This is a genomic window from Streptomyces curacoi, assembly GCF_001513975.1.
Lineage (GTDB): Bacteria > Actinomycetota > Actinomycetes > Streptomycetales > Streptomycetaceae > Streptomyces > Streptomyces curacoi.
Map to the genome: position 1 here is coordinate 977,251 of NZ_KQ947984.1, position 22,843 is coordinate 1,000,093.

19 protein-coding genes and 1 pseudogene are annotated in these 22,843 nt (G+C 71.4%); 9 read left to right on the forward strand and 11 right to left on the reverse strand.

The features are described 5' to 3' along the window. Positions 1–43 precede the first annotated feature (43 nt). Positions 44–844 (reverse strand): SCO2525 family SAM-dependent methyltransferase, encoded by an 801-nt coding sequence (locus AQI70_RS04350; RefSeq protein ID WP_062144317.1) that lies wholly within the window; start codon positions 842–844, stop codon positions 44–46. A gap of 277 nt (positions 845–1,121) precedes the next feature. On the opposite strand from AQI70_RS04350, the gene AQI70_RS04355 reads away from it, so the two are divergent. Both AQI70_RS04355 and AQI70_RS04360 read left to right on the forward strand, forming a co-directional pair. Further along, entirely contained in the window at positions 1,122–1,601 is a 480-nt protein-coding gene (locus tag AQI70_RS04355) for a GNAT family N-acetyltransferase (protein ID WP_244181443.1), read from the forward strand. Between the two features lie 66 nt (positions 1,602–1,667). Continuing rightward, on the forward strand, positions 1,668–3,149 hold the full coding sequence (locus tag AQI70_RS04360) for an alpha/beta hydrolase (RefSeq protein ID WP_062144323.1): 1,482 nt from the start codon (positions 1,668–1,670) through the stop codon (positions 3,147–3,149). 41 nt (positions 3,150–3,190) lie between these two features. Here AQI70_RS04360 and AQI70_RS04365 read toward each other — a convergent pair whose 3' ends face one another. Both AQI70_RS04365 and AQI70_RS04370 read right to left on the reverse strand, forming a co-directional pair. Next, positions 3,191–4,309, reverse strand: coding sequence for a hypothetical protein (locus AQI70_RS04365; RefSeq protein WP_062144326.1), 1,119 nt, complete (start codon positions 4,307–4,309; stop codon positions 3,191–3,193). A 131-nt stretch (positions 4,310–4,440) separates the two neighbouring features. Next, positions 4,441–4,926 (reverse strand): hypothetical protein, encoded by a 486-nt coding sequence (locus AQI70_RS04370; protein ID WP_062144329.1) that lies wholly within the window; start codon positions 4,924–4,926, stop codon positions 4,441–4,443. 73 nt (positions 4,927–4,999) lie between these two features. On the opposite strand from AQI70_RS04370, the gene AQI70_RS04375 reads away from it, so the two are divergent. Together AQI70_RS04375 and AQI70_RS04380 are read left to right on the forward strand one after the other, a co-directional pair. Further along, a complete protein-coding gene (locus AQI70_RS04375) occupies positions 5,000–5,521 on the forward strand; it encodes a SigE family RNA polymerase sigma factor (protein WP_004001407.1) in 522 nt (173 codons plus the stop codon). Beyond that, the gene (locus AQI70_RS04380; RefSeq protein WP_062144331.1) at positions 5,518–6,474 is read left to right on the forward strand and encodes a hypothetical protein; all 957 of its coding nucleotides are present in this window, start codon (positions 5,518–5,520) and stop codon (positions 6,472–6,474) included. Before AQI70_RS04375 ends, AQI70_RS04380 begins: the two co-directional genes overlap by 4 nt. 75 nt (positions 6,475–6,549) lie before the next feature. On the opposite strand, the gene AQI70_RS04385 is transcribed toward AQI70_RS04380, so the two are convergent. Beyond that, a complete protein-coding gene (locus AQI70_RS04385; RefSeq protein ID WP_062144333.1) occupies positions 6,550–7,263 on the reverse strand; it encodes a FadR/GntR family transcriptional regulator in 714 nt (237 codons plus the stop codon). A 214-nt stretch (positions 7,264–7,477) separates the two neighbouring features. Between AQI70_RS04385 and AQI70_RS04390 the strand changes: the two genes are divergently transcribed. The 5 genes from AQI70_RS04390 to AQI70_RS04410 are packed head-to-tail and all read left to right on the forward strand — an operon-like array spanning position 7,478 to position 14,044. Then, positions 7,478–9,106 carry an ABC transporter substrate-binding protein gene (locus tag AQI70_RS04390; protein WP_062144336.1) on the forward strand — a complete coding sequence of 543 codons (1,629 nt, stop codon included), beginning with the start codon at positions 7,478–7,480 and terminating at the stop codon, positions 9,104–9,106. Positions 9,107–9,124: 18 nt separating this feature from the next. After that, complete coding sequence (locus AQI70_RS04395; RefSeq protein ID WP_062144339.1) at positions 9,125–10,084, forward strand: ABC transporter permease; 960 nt, start codon at positions 9,125–9,127, stop codon at positions 10,082–10,084. Next, positions 10,081–12,072 (forward strand): dipeptide/oligopeptide/nickel ABC transporter permease/ATP-binding protein, encoded by a 1,992-nt coding sequence (locus tag AQI70_RS04400; RefSeq protein WP_062144341.1) that lies wholly within the window; start codon positions 10,081–10,083, stop codon positions 12,070–12,072. The genes AQI70_RS04395 and AQI70_RS04400 overlap by 4 nt, the downstream gene beginning before the upstream one ends. A 29-nt stretch (positions 12,073–12,101) precedes the next feature. Further along, on the forward strand, positions 12,102–13,112 hold the full coding sequence (locus tag AQI70_RS04405) for an oligopeptide/dipeptide ABC transporter ATP-binding protein (RefSeq protein WP_208607277.1): 1,011 nt from the start codon (positions 12,102–12,104) through the stop codon (positions 13,110–13,112). Further along, the gene (locus AQI70_RS04410) at positions 13,109–14,044 is read left to right on the forward strand and encodes a dihydrodipicolinate synthase family protein (RefSeq protein ID WP_062144348.1); all 936 of its coding nucleotides are present in this window, start codon (positions 13,109–13,111) and stop codon (positions 14,042–14,044) included. Before AQI70_RS04405 ends, AQI70_RS04410 begins: the two co-directional genes overlap by 4 nt. A 188-nt stretch (positions 14,045–14,232) precedes the next feature. Here the strand turns inward: AQI70_RS04410 and AQI70_RS40875 are convergent. The 7 genes and pseudogenes from AQI70_RS40875 to leuA form a co-directional block, all read right to left on the reverse strand. Further along, positions 14,233–14,433, reverse strand: a pseudogene (locus AQI70_RS40875) (hypothetical protein); the annotation flags it as partial. Then, a complete protein-coding gene (locus tag AQI70_RS04415) occupies positions 14,429–15,619 on the reverse strand; it encodes a sialidase family protein (protein ID WP_062144351.1) in 1,191 nt (396 codons plus the stop codon). The pseudogene AQI70_RS40875 and the gene AQI70_RS04415, both read right to left, overlap by 5 nt. A gap of 39 nt (positions 15,620–15,658) precedes the next feature. Continuing rightward, on the reverse strand, positions 15,659–16,318 hold the full coding sequence (locus tag AQI70_RS04420; protein ID WP_062144355.1) for a response regulator: 660 nt from the start codon (positions 16,316–16,318) through the stop codon (positions 15,659–15,661). Continuing rightward, complete coding sequence (locus tag AQI70_RS04425) at positions 16,315–17,511, reverse strand: sensor histidine kinase (RefSeq protein ID WP_244181469.1); 1,197 nt, start codon at positions 17,509–17,511, stop codon at positions 16,315–16,317. The genes AQI70_RS04420 and AQI70_RS04425 overlap by 4 nt, the downstream gene beginning before the upstream one ends. Before the next feature lie 119 nt (positions 17,512–17,630). After that, positions 17,631–19,706 (reverse strand): MMPL family transporter, encoded by a 2,076-nt coding sequence (locus AQI70_RS04430; RefSeq protein WP_107116897.1) that lies wholly within the window; start codon positions 19,704–19,706, stop codon positions 17,631–17,633. Between the two features lie 168 nt (positions 19,707–19,874). After that, positions 19,875–20,573 (reverse strand): TerB family tellurite resistance protein, encoded by a 699-nt coding sequence (locus AQI70_RS04435; RefSeq protein WP_062144361.1) that lies wholly within the window; start codon positions 20,571–20,573, stop codon positions 19,875–19,877. A 272-nt stretch (positions 20,574–20,845) separates the two neighbouring features. Next, positions 20,846–22,567, reverse strand: a complete 1,722-nt coding sequence (gene leuA / locus AQI70_RS04440) for a 2-isopropylmalate synthase (RefSeq protein WP_062144364.1) — start codon at positions 22,565–22,567, stop codon at positions 20,846–20,848. Between the last annotated feature and the right edge of the window lie 276 nt (positions 22,568–22,843).

Here is a 22,843-nt window from a genome sequence, read left to right on the forward strand (position 1 = left end):
CATTGGTCGAGGAATATCCCTCTTCTGTTGTGAAGATTCCCGATCAGTCGATCGGGGTCAGCGCATCCGAATTCCGCCAGCCGTAGGCGACGATCATTCCGGAATATCCGTCGCGCAGCTGGGCCGCGGATTCGAGCCGCTGCACCTTGAAGTCCCCCGCGAATCCCTCAAGACTGGCGCGTACCTCGGATTCTCCCACGTCACAGGCCGGGAAGAAATGCTCGCCGGCGTGATAGCCCTTCGAATGTTCCATGAAGGCGGCGGCGAACGGGGCGCCGGGACTCAGAGCGCGCATGAAGCGCTCGACGCCGAGCATGAACTCCTGGTAGGACGTGGTCATCGACTCGGCGACGAAGAACATGGTCCCCATCGACCACCGGCGCTCGTACCGCGCCAGGTCGAAGAGGTCGCCCTGCTCGACCCAGACGACCTTGCCGAACCGCTCACGCGGGTCCGTGCCAAGGGAGTTGTACGCCTCGTGCGCGCACAGGGCGTCCCAGAACTGGTCCCAGTTCGCGTCGTAGGAGTCGACCTGACTCTTGAGGTACCGGACGTTCGCGGGCGAGCGCTCGAAGAGGGTGATCTCCTCGCACCACGGCATCATGGCGAGTGCGGGATAGAGATTGGCGCCGGCGCCCACGTCGATACCGGAAACCGGGCCGCCGCCCTGCTTCCGGAAATGATCGCCGAAATGATCCCGGACCAGGTGCAGGATCTCCGCGTCCTCTGCCTGTAAGTCGCGGTAGTTATGATCGACGTAGGCGATCGGGTCGAATGCGGCCCAGGACACATCAGCATTCCTCAGCTGGGTCAACTGGGCATCCCCCGACGGTCTCAAGGTCATTCACTCACGGTACCAAAACCAGGCGCACTGGGGGCGCATCGTGGCGTATGGATTCCTGGACTCGATCAGGTCTTGAACGGCCGGATCGCCCAGCTCAAGATGGGCGGATCTCGGCCGAGCACCTGAAACAGCGGGGCAACAGGCACCCACTCACATGAGTGACTCCAATCCATCACATAGGGGGCGGGCGATGGCGCTACCGGAGGAACGTTTCCCTTTTCCCGGCGGCCGCTCTGACCAGGCGTTCTTCGCCGACCATGGCGAGCGGCCTCTCACCATGAGAGGAGTCACCGAGGCCGATCTGCCCGAGCTCCTGCGGGTGGACAGAGAGGTCTTCCCGGACGACCCCTACCCCTACTTCGTGCTCCGCCAGCACTTCGACGTGCACGGCGACCGCATCCTCGTCCTCGACGACGGCGAGTGCCTGCATGGCTATGTCCTCTTCGTCACCACCTCGGACGGCTATGTGTGCTGGGTCCTGAGCCTGGCCGTCAGCCCCGACCAGCGGGGCCGGGGACTGGGCCGGCGGCTGATGCTGGAGGTGCTGCGGCAACTGCGCCGGGAGCGGGTCCACGAGGTGCGGCTGACCGTGGAGCCGGCCAACGCGGCGGCGATCATGCTGTACCGGTCGCTGGGGTTCTCCGCCGAGGGAGGGGTGCGCAGGGACTACCTGGGGCCCGGGGAGGACCGGCTCATCATGACGCTGGGGACGGGCCCGGGGTTGACCCCTGGGCCATCAGGCCTTCGGCGGGGGTAATCCCCCGTACCCATACGGGAGTTACCGGGATGTGACGCTTCGTCAAGGCCCGTCAGGCTGCTGTGCATGAAGCAGATCACCAAGAGCGCCGCCCTGATCGCCGCCGCCTCCGGAGTCGTCTTCGGGATCGTCACCCCGCTCACCGCGGCCGCGACCGGCACGCCCGCGCCGCTGAAGTGGACCAAGTGCGCGGGGGAGGGACTCGATCCGCGGCAGGAGTGCGCCACCGTCTCCGTGCCGATGAACTACGCCGACCCCGGCGGCCCGAAGATCGACATCGCCGTCTCCCGAATCCCCAGCGAGAAGCCGTCCGCCCGCCGTGGCGTGCTCCTGCTGATCGCGGGCGGGCCCGGTGGCGACAGCCTCGACGACCCTTCGGGCAAGGGGCAGAAGCTGCCGCAGAAGGTGCGGGACGCCTACGACCTGGTCGGGTTCGCGCCCCGCGGCAACGCGCCCTCCACCTCGGTCGGTTGCGATGCCGAGCCCGGCGACACGGCCCGCACGAAGCTGCTGCCCTGGCCCGCGGCCGACGGCTCGATCGACGAGAACATGGCCACCGCCCGGCGCCTGTCGGACGCCTGCGCCCGCAACGGCGGGGAGCTGGTGAAGCACATCAGCACCAAGAACAACGCCCGCGACATCGACCGCATCCGGGCCGCCCTCGGGGAGCGCAAGCTGGCCGCGTGGGGCGTCTCGTACGGCACCTACATCGGCGCCACCTACAGCGAGATGTTCCGGCACCGCACCGACCGCATCGTGCTGGACAGCAACGACCACCCCGACCCCGTGCGGGCGGAGCGCGCCTGGCTGGAGGCGTTCGAGATTGGCGTCGAGGACAACTTCCCCGAGTTCGCCAAGTGGGCGTCCGCACCCGGCAACCCGCACCGCCTCGCCGACACGGCGGCCGAGGTGCGCCCGCTGTTCCTCCGCCTCGCCGCCCGCCTGGACCGCGAGCCCCTCCCCTGGCCCGGCGCCGACCCGGCCCGGCTGAACGGCAACGTGCTGCGCCAGGCCATGCTGGACAGCCTGTACGACCCCGACGACTACCCGGTCCTGGCCAAGCTGATGCTGGCCGCGCGCAAGGGCGAGGTGCCGCCCGCGCCGCCGAGCCCGCCGGAGTCGGCGGTGCAGAACTACACCGCGGTCAGTGCCGCCACCATCTGCAACGACGCGGCCTGGCCGAGGTCGGCCGCCGCGTACGAGAAGGGCGTCGTCGAGAGCCGGGCGAAGCACCCGCTCACCGCGGGCATGCCGAGGAACGCGATGGTGTGCGCCGCGTGGCCGTGGCAGCCGAAGGAGGCGCCGCCGCGGGTCACCGACCGCGGCCCCTCCAACATGCTGCTCGTCCAGAACGCACGGGACGTGGCGACCCCGCTGAGCGGCGCCCTGAAGCTGCGCGAGGCCCTGGGCAGGCGGGCCGTCATGGTCACCGTCGACGCCACCGGCCATGACTCCTACCTCGACAACGGCAACGCCTGCGGCGACGCCGCGGTCTCCCGCTTCCTGGCGACCGGGGAACGGCCGGCCGAGGACCTCCACTGCGACTGAGCGAGCGGCAGTTCAGCCCGTCCGGGGGCTCCCCCCTCCTCCTACCGGCACCGCGCATACCGGCGTGCCAAGGCGTGAAACGCCTCCTTCGGTTCCCAGTGCCAGTCCGAGGCCGGGTCATCGGGACGGTCCTTGATCACCCTGGTGATGCCGTAGCTCGCCAGGTCCAGGTCGTGGCGCCGGTCGTCGGGACGGTGCGGGGCGTCCGGGGTGACGAACTCGAAGGCCATCGCCGCGTACAGGCCCATCGTCTCGAAGACCTCCAGCAGATCGACCAGACAGGCGGCCTGGACGCGCTCACTGCGCACCAGGTCGCCCTTGATCTCCTCGGGCTCCTTGCTGTGGTCGACGACGTCCCAGGCCATGCCGCCCGCCTCGGGGGCACCGACGTAGGCGCACGTGCCGAACTCGGTGATCGCCAGAGGCTTGCCCCAGCGCAGGTAGCGGCGCAACTCCCGGACGTACTCGGCCGGTTCCCGGTGGTACGAGTAGTAGTCGATGCCGACGACGTCGAAGAGGTTCCAGTCGACCGGCTCGAACTCCTCGTCCTGCGCGGCGGCGTAGCTCAGCCGGCCGTGGAAGACGGAGCGTCCGACGGCCGCCGCCTTCGCGGTGAAGCGGGTCAGGCGGCGCCGCATCTGCTCCCAGTCGACGTTGCCCTTCAGGAGGTTCTCGACGCGCTCCAGGACGGTCTCGCCGGGCACGATCCCCGGCACGAACAGCCAGAACTCGCACCCCACACTGAAGTCGACGCTCGCGCCCTGGCGCCGCAGCCGCTCCGCGAACCGGCCGGTCTCGGCGATGCTGTCCAGGATCTCCCGCTCCGGCACGTCCCCCAGGGTCGGCTGGAGCCACACGTGCAGCCCGCGTTCGGCGGCCTCGACGGCCGTGGCGGTGAGGCGCTCGACGCCGTCGCCGGTGACGTCGAGGGTGTCGGCGTGCAGTTCGTCGCGGATCACCCGGACGTCCTCGCGCATCCGGGCGGCGCTCCACGCGGTCCCGGGCGTCGCGCCCGCCCCGACGGTGTAGACGACGCCCCGGCGGGTGAGCCCGCCCTTGGCCGCCGCGGCCGAACGGGCCGGCAGTACGGCTGCCGCAAGCCCGAGGGCCGCTCCCGCGGACAGGAACCGCGCCCTGTTGATCCCCTTCGTTTTCTCCATGCCCTCACTGTGCGGACCGGGACCGCGCCCGCGCTGTCCTCCGATGGTCTACTCGGCCGCAACCAAGGGATGACATCCCGCATCGGTCACTGGAGAGATCGTCGAGACGGCGGCGCCCCTGGCCGAAACGCTCACCTGAAGCGCCGTACGTAGCCGCGCTGCCACGGGGTCTCCACGGCGTGCCGGTCGTAGTTCCGCCGTACGAAGTCCACGGCCTCCTCGGCCGGTACGCCGTCCAGCACCGCCAGACACGCCAGCGCCGTCCCCGTACGGCCGCGCCCGCCGCCGCACGCGAGCTCCACTCTCCCCCAAGCTCTCGGCTTCGCTCGAGCAGGGGGGACCCCCATGTCGGCGGCCCGCTCCCAGGCCTCGGCGAGGAGGGTGCGGGCCTGCGCGCGGTCCGCGGGGAGCCGGAAGTCCGGCCAGCGGAGCCAGCGGGACTCCCAGGGGACCTCGGGGGGCCTGCGGCCCAGCAGGTAGAGGGCGTACGTGGGGGCCGGTGCCGTCGGGTCCAGGGGGCGGCGCAGGCCGCGGCCGCGCACCAGGCGTCCGGACGGCAGCCGGAGGACTCCGGCGTCGCTCTCGTTCCACTGCTTCTCGGTCTCCACACCCCCCATTCGAAACGAGTAGCGACGGACGGGCAACCGAATCCGTCGACTCGGTGGTCTGGGGGGCGAGGGAGGGTGCTTGATGCAGGCCGAACAAGAGGCCCAGTTCCAGGAATTCGTCAGGGCGCGGTGGTCCCATCTGGTGCGGACCGCCTATCTGCTCACGGGCGACGCGCACCACGCCGAGGACCTGACGCAGACGGCGCTGGCCAAGGCGTACCGGTCGTGGCGGCGGGTGGCGCGCACCGACAACCCGGAGGCGTACGTCCGGCGGATGCTGGTCAGCTGCAACAGCGACCGGTTCCGCAAGCGGCGCGTGGCGGAGTCGCTGACCGCGGCGCCGCCGGAGGTGGCCGGGCGCGACGAGGCCTACTCGCTGGCGGACGAACGCGGCGCGCTGCTCGGCGCGCTGGCCCAACTGCCGCCGAGGCAGCGGGCGGTGGTCGTGATGCGCTACTGGGAGGACCTGTCCGAGGCGGAGGTCGCCGAGGTGCTCGGCTGCTCCCCCGGCACGGTCAAGAGCCAGGCGTCCAAGGGGCTGGCGAAGTTGCGGACGTATCCGGGGCTCGCCCGGGTCGCGGAGGGGCAGGGAGGCAACAGGTGAGCGACGAGCAGCGGCACGGCGAAGAGGCCGTCGGCCGGGACGGCGAGGGGGACTTCGAGGAGCACCTGCGGGAGCTGCTCGCCGAGGACGCGTACACGATCCGGCCGTCGCCGGCGCCGTATCCGGCGATCCGCCGCCGGGGGCTGGTCGAGCGGCGGCGCCGGGTCGCCGCGGCGGGGGCGGTGCTGGTGACGTTGGCGGCGATGCCGGTCGGGGCGTACGCGCTGGGCGGTGGGGGGTGGGGGCAGACCACGGCGACGGCAGCGACGCCCTCGGTCAGCGCCACTCGGGACACGACCCCCACGCCCTCGCCGACGCCGAGTGGGCCCGGGCGGCCGGCCTCGAAGGGGCAGCTCCTCGACGGGATCACCTTCGAGCAGGCCGCCGAGGGGCTGGAGAAGTGCCTCGCCTTCGACCGGTCGCACTCGGACCCCGCCGGGTTCGACAACGACCTGGGCACGGCCGACAGCTACCGGATCATCCTGGCGATGAACAGCACCGGTGACTCCAACGCGCCCGGCGACGGCATGTACGTCGTCGCCGTGCAGGGCAAGCCGGCGCAGACCCGGCTGATCTGCCGCGTCTCGGACGGCGAGGCCGCGGGCCTCAACGTCAGCTCCGGCAACGACGCCGACACCATCGCGGACGAGGGCCCGGTGTTCGTCGACCCCAACAACGGCAAGCTCTACCAGCAGTCGGTCATCGACCGCGGCAACTGGAAGCTGCCGTTCCGCTGGGGCGTGGTCGGCACGGTCAGGCCGTCGGTGGCCAAGGTGACCGTCTCCTACGGCGACAGCAGTGCCGAAGCCGCCCTCGACCACGGCTGGTTCGTGGCGTCCGGCGTGCTGAACGAGCAGGTCACCCTGGCGCCGCACATCAAGGGCTACGACGCCGACGGCAAGCTGGTCTACGACTCCGACAAGGACAAGTACTACCAGCGGACCCTTCCGTAGCAGGCGCCGGCCGGGGGCGCCGCACAGGGGACGGCGCCCCCGGCCGAGCGCTGAGCCGGGCCTCCTGCCGAGCGCTCAGCCGAGCGCCCTAGACTCCCGCACCGCCCGCGCCTCGATCCCGCGGAAGTGGACGGCCATGGCCCGCTGCGCGCCCTCGACGTCGCGGGCGCGCAGAGCCGTCACGATGTCGCGGTGCCGGCGCGCGGTGAGTTCGGGGGAAGGGTCGTCCGGCCGGCCGCGGGCGCCGCAGACGCGCCGGAAGACCGTCCAGAAGGCGCCCAGCAGCTGCGGCACGAGGGCGTTGCCGAGCGAGGCGTAGAGCAACTCGTGGAACTGCCGGTCGAGTTCGGGGAAGGGGCGCCCGGCGCGGCCGGCCGCCTCCATCCTCACCACCACGCCCTCCAGCCGGTCCAGCTCCGCCGCGGTGAGCGTCGCCGTCACCCGGCGGATCAGCCCCTCCTCCAGCACCTCCCGCACCTGGAGGATCTCGGCCAGGGCACCCGCGTCCCGGTCGTCCCGGGCGAGCGCGCGGAAGGTCAGGCCGTCGACCAGCGGGGTGAGCGAGGCCTGGCCGACATAGGTGCCGTAACCGTGCCGGATGTCCACGATGTCGAGGGCCTGGAGCGCCTTGAGTGCCTCGCGGACGGAGTTGCGGCTGACCCCGAGGTCCTCCATCAGCTCGGACTCGGTGGGCAGCGGCGCGCCGGCCCGGAGCCCGCGGTCGAGGATCAGCTGCATGACCTGGCGTTGGATCCGGCTGTTCCTGGGCTCCTCGGACATGCCCGGCATCGTATGCACGCCGGAGGTCCCACATCCCATGTCCGGCGGGAAACGGCCGCGGCACGGGGTCAACTCGCGCCATTTCAAAGCGTCATTGGTCCGACCTGTGGCAGATGCGCCATTCGCGTGAGATCCCTTGACCGCCCCCTGTGTCCCACCTATGGTCGCGCTGACCGTCAGGACGTAGGACGTCGTATCTCCTCACCCATCTGCTGGAGGACCCGTGCGCGACGTGACCCACGACGTGCCGGCGCTGCACCGCCGGTCGTTCCTGAAGTACACCGGCGCGCTGGGCGCTGCCGCCGCCGTCTCCGCGTCGCTGTCGGCCTGTTCGTCGGGGCCCGAGTCCACGAACGAGACCGGCGGGGGCGGCGGCCGGGACCGGACGCTCACCGCGGTGATCGGCTACGGCAACGACGGCAGCTGGGACCCCACCCAGACGGCGTCCGCCTTCTGCATGGCCGCCAACAACCACATCTACGAGGGCCTCCTCGACACCGACCCGATCTCCCGGGAGCCCTACGCGGCCCTCGCCACCCAGGTCCCGGCCGACCCGAACAGCACGTCCTGGAAGTTCACCCTGCGCGCGGGCGCCAAGTTCCACGACGGCAAGCCGGTCACGGCCGACGACGTGGTCTTCGTCTTCGACCGGATCCTCGACCCGAAGACGCAGACCCTCGCCAAGGGCTTCTTCGCGAGCTGGCTGAAGGAAGTCCGCAGGATCGACGCGCGGAACGTCGAGCTGGTGCTCAAGTTCCCCTTCCCGGACGGCCTCGCACGGCTCACCCTCGCCAAGATCATGCCGAAGCACGTCTTCTCCCGGCCGGGCGCCTGGGAGGACGCCATCAAGGGCAAGGCGATCGGCTCGGGGCCGTACCGGCAGACCGCGCACCACCCGAAGTCCAACACCACCTTCGAGGCGTTCGCCGACTACAACGGCCCGCGCAAGCCCGCCTTCAAGAAGATGAACTGGCTGACCATCGTGGACGCGGCGCCGCGCGTCGCCAGGATCTCGGGCGCCAGCGCCGGTGCGCAGATCGCCGACAACATCCCGTACGCCAACATCAAGCAGCTGGAGAGCGGCGGGCTGACGGTCGCGGGCGGGGCCGGGATGAACAACCTGTTCCTGATGTTCAACACCCGGCACAAGCCCTTCGACGACGTCCGCGTCCGCCAGGCGCTGCACTACGCCATCGACACCGAGAAGATGGTCGAGGTGGCGCTGAAGGGGCACGGGAAGCCGTCGAGCTCCTTCCTGAACGAGTCCAACCCCAGCTACCGGCGCGCGAAGACCGTCTACGACCACGACCCCGACAAGGCGAAGGCGCTGCTGAAGGAGGCCGGGGTCAGCGGGCTGGAGATCGAGATCCTCGCCGTCAACGTGAGCTGGATCGTCGACTGTCTGCCGACCATCAAGTCCTCCTGGGACGCCATCGGCGTGCGCACGACCCTCGCCCCGCAGGAGACCACGGCCGTCTTCACCAAGATGGACCAGAAGCAGGACTACCAGGTCGTCGCCGCCGCCTCGAACCCCAACCAGTTCGGCCTCGACGCCGACCTGATCATGCACTACAACTACGGCCCCGAGAACCTGTGGATGCAGTACACGCGGTGGGCCGACAACTCCGTGGCCAAGGCGCTCTTCACGGACATGGACCGGGCGACGCGGGAGCCGGACCCGGAGAAGAAGAAGACGATGATCCAGGACTACATCGACGTCGTCGCCGAGCAGGCCGTGCTCTACCCGGTCGTCCACAACGAGCTGATGACGGCCTGGGACCCGAAGCAGCTCGCCGGCATAAGGGCCCAGCCGTACCCCGGCATCAACCTCCTTCAGGCCAAGTGGGCCTAGGGGCCGGGGAGTTCCCCAGTGGTCACCGTCGCCCGGATCCTGGCCCGTCGCGTCGCCCTGCTCGTGCCGCTGATGCTCGGGATCGTGCTGTTCGTGTTCCTGGTCATGCGGTTCTCGGACGTCGACCCGGCGTCCGCGTTCTTCCAGGGCGCGAACCCGACGCCCCAGCAACTGCACGACTTCCGCGAGGAGAACGGCCTGCTGGATCCCCTCCCCGTCCGCTACGTCGCCTTCGTCGGCGACCTGCTCCACGGCGACATGGGCACCAGCGCCCTCACCCGGGCACCGGTCGTCGACCAGGTCACCACCGCGCTGCCGCTCACCCTCCAGCTGACCTTCCTGGGCCTCGGCATCGCGGTGGTGCTGTCGCTGGCCGGCGGTGTGACGGCGGCCATCTACCGGGACCGCCTGCCCGACCAGATCATCCGGGTCGTCTCGCTCACCGGCATCGCCGCCCCCGGCTTCTGGCTGGCGCTGCTGATGATCCAGTACCTCGCGGTCGACCTCGGCTGGTTCCCGACCGGCGGCTACATCAACCCGGCGGACTCCTTCACCGGCTGGCTGAAGACCATGACCCTCCCCGCCTTCGCCCTCTCCCTCCCGGTGGCGGCGCAGCTGACGCGGATCGTACGGACGGCGGTGGTGGAGGAGCTGGACAAGGACTACGTCCGCACGGCCATCGGCAGCGGGCTGCCGCCGAGGGTGGTCGTGGGGCGCAACGTCCTGCGCAACGCGCTCATCAACCCGCTGACCGTTCTCGGCCTGCGCGTCGGCTATCTCCTCGGCGGCGCGGTCGTCATCGAGACGATCTTCTCCCTTCCCGGGATGGGGAAGCTGATGATCGACGCCGTGAAGAACGGTGACCCGGCGGTGGTCCAGGGAGTCGTCCTCACGACGGCCACCGGCTTCGTCGTCGTCAACCTCGTCATCGACATCCTCTATCTGCTGGTCAACCCGCGCCTGCGGGAGGCGACATGACGTCCGGCCGCAAGAAGCTCGCGCAGGCGCTGTCCCGCCCCGGCATCCGGCTGCGCGGCTGGCGCCGGCTGCCGCCGCTGTCGAAGGCCGCCGTCTGCTTCCTGGCCGTCGTGGTCCTGATGGCGCTGCTCGCCCCCGGGCTCGCGCCGCACGACCCGCTCGACCAGCAGCCGCCCGTCGACGGCACCGGGCATCCGTCCGCCGGCCACTGGATGGGCCAGGACAGCCTCGGCCGGGACATCCTCAGCCGGCTGATGTACGGCGCCCGCTGGTCGCTGGCGATCGGGCTCGGCGCGACGGGGCTCGCCCTGGTGGTGGGGGCGCTGCTCGGGGCGATCGCGGCGACCTCCCGCAAGGCGGTCGACGAGACGCTGATGCGCTGCCTGGACGTGGTGATGGCGTTCCCGGGCATCGCGCTGGCCGCCGTGCTCGTCGCGGTCTTCGGCGGCGGCATCACCGTCCTGATCTGCGCGATCGCCTTCCTCTTCACACCCCCGGTGGCGAGGGTCGTCCGGGCGAACGTCCTCGACCAGTACGGCGAGGACTACGTCACGGCGGAACGGGTCATCGGCGCCCGCACCCCGCACATCGTCGTCAAGCACGTGGCCATCAACTGCGCCGCCCCGGTCCTGGTGTTCTGCACGGTCCAGGTGGCGGAGGCGATCGTCTTCGAGGCGTCGCTGTCCTTCATCGGGGCGGGCGTACGGCCACCGGACCCCTCCTGGGGCAGTGTCATCGCGGACGGCAAGAACATGGTGCTGACCGGGGGCTGGTGGGCGACCGTCTTCCCCGGGCTGCTGATGCTGGTGACCGTCCTGTCGCTGAACATCCTCTCCGAGGGCGTGTCGGACGCGTGGGCGGCCCCGTCGGCGCGCGAGGTCGACGTACGGGACGACGACGACCGGCTGGAGGCGCCCGAGCCGGGCAGCGGCGAGGTGCTCCAGCTGCCGGGCCTCGCGCAGGCGGCGGCGCGGCTGCGGGCCCGGGCGCGGCCGTTGCCCGACCCGGGCGGGAGGCCGGTGCTCGCGGTGGAGAACCTGGCGATCGGGTTCGCGGGCCGGCACGGCGGCGTGGACATCATCGACGGCATCAGCTTCGAGGTGCGGCCCGGTGAGGTGCTGGGGCTGGTCGGCGAGTCGGGCTGCGGGAAGTCGCTCACCGCCCTCGCGGTGATGGGGCTGGAGCCCAAGGGCGCCCGGGTACGCGGCCAGGTCCGGTTCGACCGGCGGCAGTTGATCGGCGAGCCGATGCGGGTGCGGCGCAGGCTGCTGGGCCACGAGATGGCGATGATCTACCAGGACGCCCTGTCGTCCCTGAACCCGGCGATGCCGATCCGCGCCCAGCTCAAGCAGGTCGTACGCCGCGGAGGCCGCCGCAGTCCCCACGACCTGCTCACCATGGTCGGCCTCGACCCCGACCGCACCCTGCGCAGCTACCCGCACGAACTCTCCGGCGGCCAGCGCCAGCGCGTCCTGATCGCCATGGCCCTCTCCCGCGACCCGAAGCTGATCGTCGCCGACGAGCCGACGACCGCGCTGGACGTCACCGTGCAGGCGCAGATCATCGAGCTGCTGCTGCGGCTGCGGGAGGAGCTGGGCTTCGCCCTGATCCTGGTCTCGCACGACCTCGCGCTGGTCGCGGACGTCACCGACCGGGTGGTGGTGATGTACGGCGGGCAGATCGTGGAGACCGGCGTGACCGCCGACCTGGTGGAGGCGCCGGCGCACCACTACACGCGGGGCCTGCTCGGCAGCGTCCTCTCGCTGGAGTCGGCGCAGGAGCGGATGACACAGATCAAGGGCGTGGTCCCCTCCCCCGCGGACTTCCCGGCCGGATGCCGTTTCGCGGACCGCTGCCCCCTGGCGAGCGAGGTCTGCCGGACGACGGCACCGGACCTGCTCGGCACACCGACGCACACGGCGGCCTGCCACCACCCGGCGGTGGCGCTGTCGCCGACGGATCGCTCGGAGAGCGGGGTCGTCCAGTGAACGCGCCGGATCGTCCAGGGAACGCGCTGGTGGAGGTGTCGGACGCCCACGTCGTGCACAGGGCACGCAGCGGCGGGCTGTTCACGCGGGACAAGGTGTACGCCCTGACCGGCGCCGATCTCGTCATCGCGCCCGGCGAGACGGTGGGCGTGGTCGGCGAGTCGGGGTGCGGGAAGTCGACGCTTGCGAAGGTGCTGGTGGGAGTGCAGCGGCCGACATCCGGGACGGTGGCCTTCCGGGGGCGTGACCTGTGGACCATGACGCCGGCCGAGCGCAGGACGGCCGTCGGCGCGGGCACGGGGATGATCTTCCAGGACCCGTCGACGGCGCTGAACCGCCGGCTGACGGTCCGGCAGATCCTGCGGGACCCGCTGGACGTGCACGCCCGCGGCACCAAGCCGCAACGCGAGGAGCGAGTCCGGGAGTTGATGTCCCTGGTGGGCCTCCCGCGCGCCCTCACCGACGCCCTGCCCGGCCAGCTGTCGGGCGGCCAGCGCCAACGCGTCGCGATCGCCCGGGCCTTGGCGCTGGACCCCGGCCTGGTGGTGGCGGACGAGCCGACGAGCGCGCTGGACGTGTCGGTCCGCGCCCAGATCCTGAACCTCCTCCTGGACCTGAAGGAGCGGCTGGGTCTCGCCCTGGTCTTCGTCTCGCACGACATCCAGACGGTACGCAGGATGAGCGACCGGGTGATCACGATGTACCTGGGCCGGATCGTCGAGGAGGCCCCCGCGGCCGAGGTCACCGACGGCTCCCGGCACCCGTACACCCGCGCCCTGTTCTCCGCGACCCCCGGCCTGCTGGACCCCATCGACCCGATCCCGCTGGCCGGGCCGGTCCCGTCGGCGACCCGGCCGCCGAGCGGGTGTCCGTTCCGGACGCGGTGCTGGAAGGCGGACGCCGTTTGCGCGGAGGTGATGCCGCCGTTCGTGGCCGCGTCGGCCCCGGAACACCGTTACAGGTGTCACCATCCAGTGGAGGAAGGCGAGGCCACCCGCGACCTCGTACGACAGAGCCACCACTCCAGGGAGCCTTCATGACGATCCCCACCCCGCTCACCGGTGTCGTCCCGCCCGTCTGCACGCCCCTGACACCGGACCGCGAGGTGGACGTCCCGTCCCTGCTCAGGCTGGTCGACCACCTGGTGGAGGGCGGGGTGCACGGCCTGTTCGTACTCGGTTCGACCTCGGAGGTGGCGTATCTGACCGACCGGCAGCGGCGACTGGTGGTCGAGGCCGTGGCGGGGCATGTGGGCGGCCGGCTCCCGCTGCTGGCCGGCGTGATCGACATGACGACGCCGAGGGTGGTGGACCACGTGCGCGAGGTCACCGCGGCGGGTGCGGACGCGGTCGTGGCGACGGCGCCCTTCTACGCCCGCACCCACCCCGCCGAGATCGCCCGCCACTACCGCCTGATCGCGGCGGCCTCCCCCGTCCCCGTCATCGCCTACGACATCCCGGCCGCCGTCCACACCAAGCTCCCCGCCGACGTGATCCTGGACCTCGCCGCCGAGGGCACGGTGGCCGGCCTGAAGGACTCCAGCGGCGACCTGGCCGGGTTCCGCCAGGTCGTCACCGGCGCGCGCAGCCGTCCCGACGTCACGGGCTTCAGCGTACTGACCGGCTCGGAACTCCTCATCGACGCCGCCCTCGCGCTCGGCGCCGACGGCGCGGTGCCGGGTCTCGCCAACGTCGACCCGCAGGGCTACGTCCGGCTCGACCGCCTGTGCCGGTCCGGCGACCAGGAGGCGGCCAGGGCCGAACAGGAACGCCTGTGCGCCCTGTTCGGCATGGTGACCGTCGGGGATCCCGCGCGGATGGGCGGCGGCTCGTCGGCGCTGGGCGCGTTCAAGGCGGCGCTGTATCTGCGGGGGGTCATCGAATGTCCGGTGACGGCGGAGCCTCAGGTGCCGTTGTCTGCGGAGGAGGTGGAGCGGGTGGGGAAGTATCTGGCGGGGGCGGGGTTGCTGTAGGGCGGTTCTCGCCCCCGCCGCCCCTACCCGTCCCATCCTCCAGGGGCTGCCGCCCCTTCGACCCCGCCAGGGGGCTCCGCCCCCTGGACCCCCGCTCCTCAAACGCCGGAGGGGCTGGTTTTTCGGCGCCGACGGCATCATGCAGCCCGTCCGGCGTTCAAGGACGAGGTTGCACCGTCCCGAACCCCCGCCCACCCGTAGGGGGCCGCCACCTCTCGGCGCCGGTGCGCATCATTCAGCCCGTCCGGCGTTTGAGGACGAGCCCCCTTCAGGGCCGAAGCGGGGGTCTGGGGGCCGCAGGCCCCCAGCGGGGTCGAAGGGGCAGCGCCCCTGGAGGATGGGACGGGTAGGGGCGGCGGGGGCGAGGAACCCCGGCGGTGACCGCTATCTCAGGTCAGCCACCGGCAGTCGTCGGAACTCGATCGTCTCGTACGTCCCCGTCAGCCCCGTCTCGTACAGGACCCCGACCGTGCGCCGGCCGAGCGGCACCAGGTCGGAGTAGGCCGCCCGCCGCTCGGAGAGCGTCCGCGCCTTCGTGAAGGTCGCTCCTCCGTCCGTGCTGCGCCATACGGCCATCGCCTGGCGGGCGGTGGGCACGGACGGGGCGGAGAAGAGCAAGGGGGAGCCACGACCGGGGAGTTGGAGGACGCTGCCCTCCACCACCGGGACGTCGTTCAGGGTGGGCTGGACGGTGTACGGACGGTCCAGCGTCTCGGCGCCGTCGCTCGAGTGGCTGTCGAGCCGGTTGCCGGTGCTCGTGCCGTGCTGGTCGCGGGCGCTGAAGTACAGCCTGCCGTCGGGGAGTTCGGCGGCCGTGGACTCGTTGGCGTTGGCGAGGCCGTCGTAGGAGTCGTCCACGAAGCCGACCCGCCAGTTCCGTCCGCCGTCGTCGCTGTAGATGGCATGCGCACCGTAGTACCTGGGTTCCTGGCCGGTGTCCGCCGAGCCGGCCACGGGTGCCGCCGAGTGGTTGGACGGGACGACCAGCCGCCCCGCGTACGGCCCCCGGCGGAGCGCGATCGCATGGCCCGGCCCCGTCGCGTACCAGCGCCAGTTCGCCGGTTTCACCTGCCGCGTGATGTCCCGGGGAGCGGAGAAGTGCCGGCCGTCGTCAAGGCTCCGCTGGACGAACACCCGGCGGCTCTGCTCCGGCGTCGCCTCCCCCCGCATGATCTCCGCCTCCGTCACAGCACCGCTGTTGTAGGAGGTGACCAGCACGACCGCGCCGGTGCGCGGATCCACCACCGGCGCCGGATTGCCCAGGGTGTCCCCGTTCCCGGCGGCGACCACTGTCAGCGGCCCCCAGCTGCAACCCCCGTCGAGCGATCGCCTGAGGACGACATCGATGTCCCCGGTGTCCCCGGCACCGTCGTGCCGGCCCTCGGCGAAGGCCAGGACCGTGCCCCGCGGGGTCGTGATCGTCGCCGGGATGCGGTAGGTGTCGTAGCCGCCCTCGCCCGAGACATACGGGACGGAGGACGTGCAGCCGGTGGCCGCCGAGGCGGGTGCGGGCACGGTGAGCGGGACAGTCAGGAGGACCGCGGTGGCCAGGAGTGTGCGGCTCAGGATGGTCATCGAGCTCCCTTGACGGAGTGTCAGACATTGACCTGTCCGTCACAGGGTGCCCGGTGCCACCAGCCCCGACTCGTACGCCACGATGACCAGCTGCGCCCGGTCCCGCGCCCCGAGCTTCCCCATGATCCGGCTGACATGGGTCTTCGCGGTCAGCGGGCTGAGCCCCAACGCCTCCGCGATCTCCGCGTTGTTGAGCCCGCGCGCGACCAGCGTCAGCACCTCGCGCTCGCGTTCGGACAGGCATTCGGGCCCGCCCGCCGCGGGTGCGGACGGGCTGCGCAGGAACCGCTCGATCAGCCGTGCCGTCGGCCCCGGCGACAGCAGGGACTCCCCCGCCGCCACCGTGCGGATGGCGTCGAGGAGTTCGGCCGGCCGGGTGTCCTTGACGAGGAATCCGGAGGCACCGGCCCTCAGCGCGTCCACGATGTTCTCGTCCGTGTCGTAGGTGGTGAGGACCAGGACCCGCACCCCGGCCAGGTCCTCGTCCGCCGCGATCAGGCGGGTCGCCTCGATGCCGTCGAGGTCGGGCATGCGGATGTCCATCACGACGAGGTCGGCGCGGGCGCTGCGGGCCAGCTCCGCGGCCTCCCGGCCGGTGGCCGCCTGGCCGACCACCGTCATGTCCGGGGCCGACTCGACCAGCATGGCGAACGCCTCCCGGACGAGCGTCTGGTCGTCCGCGAGCAGGACGCGGATCATCGGTCTCCTTCCCGGCCGGTCCCGAAGTCCGTTCCTGTCGGCAGTACGGCGCTCACCCCGAAGCCCCCCTCGTCGCGTGGTCCGGCGTCGAGTGTGCCACCCACGCTGCGGGCCCGCTCCCGCATGCCGATCAGGCCGTAGCCCGGGTTCCGCGCCCCGGGGGCGGGGCCCGAGCCGTCGTCGGCGACCGACACGCGCAGGGCGCCCTGCTCCTCGTACAGTTCGACGCGTACGGCCGGTTCGGGCCCCGCGTGCCGGACCACGTTCGTCAGCGCCTCCTGCACGATCCGGTACGCGGCCGCCCCCACGGCGGGCGGCGCCTGACGCACCCGTACCGCCGACTCGACCCGCGCCCCCGCCAGCCGCGCCGCCTCCACCAGGTCGGGCAGACCGTCGAGCCCGGGCAGGGGGCCGCGTGCCTCGCCCGCCACGCCCTGTTCGCGCAGCACCTCCAGCGTCGTACGGAGTTCACCGCGCGCCGTGCGGCAGGTCTCGGCGATGTCGTCGAGCGACTTGGCGATCGTCTCGCGGTCCAGCCGCTCCGGGTCCGCCGCCAGGACATGCGCGGCCACCGACGTCTGCACGCCGATCAGGGTGATGCTGTGGGCGAGCAGGTCGTGCAGGTCGCGGGCGATGCGCAGGCGTTCCTCGGCGACCCTTCTGCGGGCCTCCTCCTCGCGGGTGCGTTCGGCTCGTTCGGCGCGCTCGACGATGGCGGCGACGTACTGGCGGTAGTAGCGGACGTCGATGCCGCAGAAGAGGAACGCGACGACCCAGCCGGAGATCCGCAGGACCTCCATGGTGCCGTCGGGGTTGGTGAGGGCGTTGAGGGCCAGCGTCACGCCGAGGACGGTGGCGCCGGTGAGCAGCGTGCGGCGCACCGTGCCGGTCGCCGCGACTGTGTACAGCACCACCATGGTCGCGAGAATGGGCGCGGCGTGGTTGTTCTCCAGGGCGTGGTACGGCGTGATGCAGACCATCACCACGAGCAGGACCAGCACCGGGCGGCGGCGCCGCCACACGAGGGGCACGTGCGCGGCGAGCAGCAGGGTCCAGCCCAGCGCGTCGGGCCGGAGCTCCTGGTCGCCGAACAGGGCCATGCCGGTGGCGAGGGCGGCCCACGCCACGGCCAGCAGCGCGTCGTTGCGCGTGCGATGCGGGGCGGTCAGGGGGTCGCGGTTGACCGCCGCCATGATCCGCTCGCCCACGCGGGGCCTGCCCGCCGCTGTCGTCGTCTGCCGCACCGGCTCATCCTCCGCCACGCGGGCGCCCCTCCGGGAGGGGAGGGACGCCCGGACGGTGCGGGGGAGGCTCACACCGGCTCCGGCTGGCGTTCCCGCCGCACCGCGGGCTCCGGCGCCCGGGAGAGCGCGCCCGGCCACCACACCTTGCGTCCCAGCGCCACGCTCGCGCTGGTGACCAGGTAGGTGCGGACCAGGAAGGTGTCCAGCAGCACCCCGACGGCGATGACGAAGCCCAGTTCGACGAGCGGCACCAGCGGCATGCTGGTGAGCACTGCGAAGGTGGCGGCGAGGACGAGCCCGGCGGAGGCGATGACGCCGCCCGTCGTGCGCAGCGCGGTGAGCGCGGCCGACGCCGGTTCGGCGCCCTTGAGGGACTCCTCGCGCATCCGGTGCATCAGGAAGATGCCGTAGTCGACGCCCAGCGCCACCAGGAACACGAAGGACAGCAGCCCCAGCCCCGGATCCGTGCCCTCGAAGCCGAAGACCGGCCCGAAGACGAGTCCGCCGATGCCGAGCGCCGCGCCCCACACCGCGACCACGGCCGCCACCAGCATCAACGGCGCGACGAGCGAGCGCAGCAGGGCGATGAGGATCAGCAGCACGGACAGCAGCACGAGCGGTACGACGACCAGGCGGTCCCGGGCGTTGGTGTCCTCCAGGTCGAGCTGCTCGGCGCTCGGCCCGCCGACGTAGGAGCCGTCGAGCCGGTCGCGCAGGGCCTCGATGGTGGCGGTCTCCCCGGCCGACTGGGGCGGTGCGGTGGCGAGGACGGAGATCTCGGTCCAGCCGTTTCCGGTACGTCCCTCTCGCGCGCTGTCGACGCCCCGGGTGCCGCGGATCGACGCGAGCGCCTCCTCGGCACGGTCTTCCGGTGCGATGACGGTGATGGGCTGGGTGCCGCGCTCTGGGTAGGCCTCGGCGAGCGTCTGCATGGCGGCGACCGCGTCGGGCTTGCTGGTGAAGGAGTCCTCCTGCTTGAGGCTGCCGGGCAGGTTCAGGGCGCCGAGGGCCAGCGCGCCGAGCAGGACGGCGCCGCCCGCGAGGACGGCCGACGGCCGGCGTCCGGCGGAGCTGCCCATCGCGGTGAACAGGGACCGGCGGGCCTTGGGCGTGCTGCCGTAGCGGGGCACGAGCGGCCAGAACACGCGGCGGCCGAGCAGGACGAGGATCGCGGGCAGCAAGGTCAGCATGGCGGCCAGCGCGCACAGCACACCCACCGTGCCCAGCGGGCCCATGCCCCGGCTGGAGTTGAGGTCGGCGGCGAGCAGGCACAGCAGTCCGGCGGCGACGGTACCGGAGGAGGCGAGCACGGCGGGCCCGCAGCCCCGGAGCGCGGCGGCCATGGCGTCGTATGGCCGCTCGATGCGGCGCAGTTCCTCGCGGTAGCGGGAGACGAGCAGCAGGGCGTAGTCGGTGCCGGCGCCGAAGACCAAGATGGTCATGATGCCGGAGCTCTGGCCGGAGACGGAGGTGCCGAACCACTGGTTGAGCCCGTACGCCACGCCCATCGACAGATAGTCGGCCGTCCCCGCGACGGCGAGCGGCACCAGCCACAGGAAGGGGCTGCGGTAGATGAGGATCAGCAGCAGGGCCACGACGCCCGCGGTGGTGTAGAGCAGCGGTCCGTCGAGCGAGTTGTAGACCTCGGCGGCATCCGTGGCGAGTGCCCCCTCGCCGCCGACGTCGACGCTCAGTCCGTCGCCGCCCCGCGCGATGTCCCGGACGGAGTTGACCAGTTCGTCGCGGGCCTCCTCGTCCTGGCCCGGTTCGGTGCTGGCGACCGGGTACATCAGGGTGGTGCCGTCCTGGGACGGGATGCCCCGGGGTTCGCCGGTCAGTTCGTGCGCGCTCGCGATCCGGTCGATCTGGTCGGCGGCGGTCGCCTTGTCGGCGGCGGTCAGTCCCCCGTCCCGGTGGTAGACGACGACCATCTCGGTCGCCTCGCCGCCGGGCAACTGGTCCTGGATCTTGGCCACTTGGGTGGAGTCGGCGCTCGCCGGCAGATAGTCGACGGCGCGGTCGCGCTGGACGTCCGCCAGCTTCGACGCGAACGGTGAGGCGATCGCCAGCACGGCGATCCACAGCCCCAGCACGATCCAGGGCACGGCCCGCCTTCGCCGTGCAGCTGTCCTTACGGCCCCCATCTGACGGGCCTCCCTCCGGGTCGGGTGTCCGGTCCGGTTCCAGACTCCCGGCGGAAAGGGGCCGGATCGTCGGACGGGAGGGCGAGTTCGGGAGTACTGCCGGGGACGGCTGAACGGCGGAATTACTCCCCTGGGAGTACTGCGGGGCGACGACTGTCCCGCGGCCGGCTACGACGGTGTGCGTGCCGCCGCCGCCAGCAGCCGTGTCACGTCCTCGGCGCAGATGGTGAGGGCGGCGCCGACGGTCGCGAGGACATCGCGCTCGGCGGGTGTGTAGGGACCGTCGGCCAGCGCGATCCTGGCCCCCTGGAGGAGGATCGACTCACGGCCGGGCGGGGCGAGGTGCGGGGCGAGGGGGTCCAGGGCCTCGTGGAGCTCTATGGCCAGCCCGGCCCCGCAGGGCTCGGAGAAGACCCGGCCGGTGTCGGCGGCCAGCGCCTCGACCAGGGTGTTCAGCTGGTCCTCCGTGCAGTCGTCGAAGCCGGCGGCGCGCACGGCGGCCGCCGCGGTCTCCAGGGACGTACGGGAACAGGTGCCGCCCGCCGCCAGTACCGCCAGGGCGACGGTGTGGACGGCGTCGCGGAGCATCGCGGAGAAGCGGGTGGTGGTCGGATGGTCGAGGACGTCGGTGCCGAAGTGACGGCGGCAGGCCGCGCACTCCACGACGGGACCGGTCTCGCCGCGCGGCAGGACGGGCACACCGAGGAAGGTGAAGCGGCGGTGTCCGGTCAGCCGCTGGTAGTTGCGGTCGCCTCCGCAGCCGGGACAGAAGAACTCGCCGTCACCGGCGGCCGACCACGCGGTGCGGGTGCCCAGGATGCGCGCAAGCCTGGCGGCACGGCCGTCTCGTCCCCGTCCTGGCAGCACGTCGCACCTCCGTAACCACGCGGCCACATCGCCGCGCTTGCGTGATGTTAGCCACATTGCGGAGGCACAGTCATTACCCCGGACGAGACCTTTCCGTGACCTGCACAGGTCAATGGCCGAAACCGAACGGGCCCCGCCCGCCGACAGACGGCGGACGGGGCCCGAAAACCCGGGTACGGCAACGCCCTAAAGGGGCGCGGGGAACTGCGCGACAAGCCACAGCGAGCCCGCAGTCACCCACTCATCAGTGGGCCTACGGCGAGAGTGAACCGTCAACGAGCGGCCCGGTTGACGGCGGACACAACCGCCTTCAGCGAGGCCCGCGTGGTGTTCGCGTCGATACCGATGCCCCACAGGACCTTGCCGTCGATCGCGCATTCGATGTAGGAGGCGGCCTGCGCGGAGGCGCCCTCGCTCATCGTGTGCTCCTGGTAGTCCAGCAGGCGTACGTCGATCCCGACGGACTGCAGGGCGTCGAAGAAGGCCGAGATCGGACCGTTGCCGGAGCCGGTCAGGACGGTGTCCTCGCCGTCGACCGTGGCCTCCACCTTCAGCGTGTCCACGCCGTCGGTGTCGGTCGTCGACTGGTTGTTCTTGACCTGGATCCGGCCCCAGGGGTTCTCCGGGTTCGGCAGGTACTCGTCCTGAAAGACCGACCAGATGTCGGCGCCGGTGACCTCGCCGCCCTCGGCGTCCGTCTTCGCCTGGATGATCCTGGAGAACTCGATCTGCATCCGGCGCGGCAGGTCCAGCTTGTGGTCGTTCTTCAGGACGTACGCGATACCGCCCTTGCCGGACTGCGAGTTGACGCGGATGACCGCCTCGTACGACCGCCCGACATCCTTCGGGTCGATCGGCAGGTAAGGCACCGCCCACTCGATGTCGTCGACCGTGACGCCCTTGGCGGCCGCGTCGGCCTCCATCGCGTCGAAGCCCTTCTTGATGGCGTCCTGGTGGGAGCCGGAGAAGGACGTGTAGACCAGGTCGCCCACGTACGGGTGGCGCGGGTGGACCTCCATCTGGTTGCAGTACTCCCACACGCGACGGATCTCATCGATGTCGGAGAAGTCGATCTGCGGGTCGACGCCCTGGGAGAACAGGTTCATGCCCAGGGTGACCAGGTCGACGTTGCCGGTGCGCTCACCCTGCCCGAACAGACAGCCCTCGATGCGGTCGGCGCCGGCCATCAGCGCCAGCTCGGCCGCCGCCACGGCCGTACCGCGGTCGTTGTGCGGGTGGACCGACAGGCAGACGTGCTCGCGGCGGGAGAGGTTGCGGCCCATCCACTCGAAGCGGTCGGCGTGCGTCGACGGCGTCGAACGCTCCACGGTGGCGGGCAGGTTGAGGATGATCTCGCGGCCCGGGCCGGGCTGCCAGACGTCCATGACCGCCTCGCAGACCTCCAGTGCGAAGTCCAGCTCGGTGTCGGTGAAGATCTCGGGGCTGTACTGGTAGCCGAACTCGGTCTCCGGGCCCAGCAGCTTCTCCGCGTACTCCATCACCAGGCGGGTGCCGTCGACGGCGATCTGCTTGATGTCGTCCTTGGAACCGCGGAACACCACCCGGCGGAAGACGGGGGCGGTGGCGTTGTACAGGTGGACGGTGGCGCGCTTGGCGCCCTTCAGCGACTCGACGGTCCGCTCGATCAGGTCCTCACGGGCCTGGGTCAGTACGGAGATGGTGACGTCGTCGGGGATGGCGCCCGGTTCCTCGATGATCGACCGCACGAAGTCGAAGTCCGTCTGTCCCGACGCCGGGAAGCCGACCTCGATCTCCTTGTAGCCCATCTTGACCAGCTGGTCGAACATCCGGCGCTTGCGCTCGGGCGACATCGGGTCGATCAGGGCCTGGTTGCCGTCGCGCAGGTCGGTGGAGAGCCAGCGGGGAGCGACGGTGATCCGGTTGTTCGGCCAGGTCCGGTCGGGGATGTCGACCTGCTCGTAGCGGCCGTACTTGTGGATCGGCATGGAACTGGGCTGCTGGCGGTTCGCCATGATTGCGTGGGCTCCTCGTGAAGTCCGGAAAGTCCCGGTGTCCGGAAGGACGGCCGACGACGCAACGCCAAAGCTCCGCGGGGAGGGAGTCGGCCTATGACTACAGGCCCTCGCCGCGGCAGCTAAGGAGAAGCAGCCCGAAACGCATGATGCTCCGCATGCTAGCCGAGCCGCTCCCGTGTGCGGGATGCCGTATCAGTATGCGGGACCCCGGGGACGAAATGGGGCAAAAAGTGCTCCATACCACTTCGTCACGGAGCGTGCAGCTCCCTGTCC

Bases quoted from the DNA above. Each gene is read 5' to 3' on its own strand.
- AQI70_RS04360 (WP_062144323.1), top strand. From the start codon at position 1,668: ATGAAGCAGATCACCAAGAGCGCCGCCCTGATCGCCGCCGCCTCCGGA.
- AQI70_RS04430 (WP_107116897.1), bottom strand. From the start codon at position 19,706: ATGGGGGCCGTAAGGACAGCTGCACGGCGAAGGCGGGCCGTGCCCTGG.
- AQI70_RS04425 (WP_244181469.1), bottom strand. From the start codon at position 17,511: ATGGCGGCGGTCAACCGCGACCCCCTGACCGCCCCGCATCGCACGCGC.
- AQI70_RS04385 (WP_062144333.1), bottom strand. From the start codon at position 7,263: ATGCCGGGCATGTCCGAGGAGCCCAGGAACAGCCGGATCCAACGCCAG.
- AQI70_RS04350 (WP_062144317.1), bottom strand. From the start codon at position 844: ATGACCTTGAGACCGTCGGGGGATGCCCAGTTGACCCAGCTGAGGAAT.
- AQI70_RS04400 (WP_062144341.1), top strand. From the start codon at position 10,081: ATGACGTCCGGCCGCAAGAAGCTCGCGCAGGCGCTGTCCCGCCCCGGC.
- AQI70_RS04365 (WP_062144326.1), bottom strand. From the start codon at position 4,309: ATGGAGAAAACGAAGGGGATCAACAGGGCGCGGTTCCTGTCCGCGGGA.
- AQI70_RS04415 (WP_062144351.1), bottom strand. From the start codon at position 15,619: ATGACCATCCTGAGCCGCACACTCCTGGCCACCGCGGTCCTCCTGACT.
- AQI70_RS04370 (WP_062144329.1), bottom strand. From the start codon at position 4,926: ATGGGGGGTGTGGAGACCGAGAAGCAGTGGAACGAGAGCGACGCCGGA.
- AQI70_RS04420 (WP_062144355.1), bottom strand. From the start codon at position 16,318: ATGATCCGCGTCCTGCTCGCGGACGACCAGACGCTCGTCCGGGAGGCG.
- AQI70_RS04410 (WP_062144348.1), top strand. From the start codon at position 13,109: ATGACGATCCCCACCCCGCTCACCGGTGTCGTCCCGCCCGTCTGCACG.
- leuA (WP_062144364.1), bottom strand. From the start codon at position 22,567: ATGGCGAACCGCCAGCAGCCCAGTTCCATGCCGATCCACAAGTACGGC.
- AQI70_RS04375 (WP_004001407.1), top strand. From the start codon at position 5,000: ATGCAGGCCGAACAAGAGGCCCAGTTCCAGGAATTCGTCAGGGCGCGG.
- AQI70_RS04355 (WP_244181443.1), top strand. From the start codon at position 1,122: ATGAGAGGAGTCACCGAGGCCGATCTGCCCGAGCTCCTGCGGGTGGAC.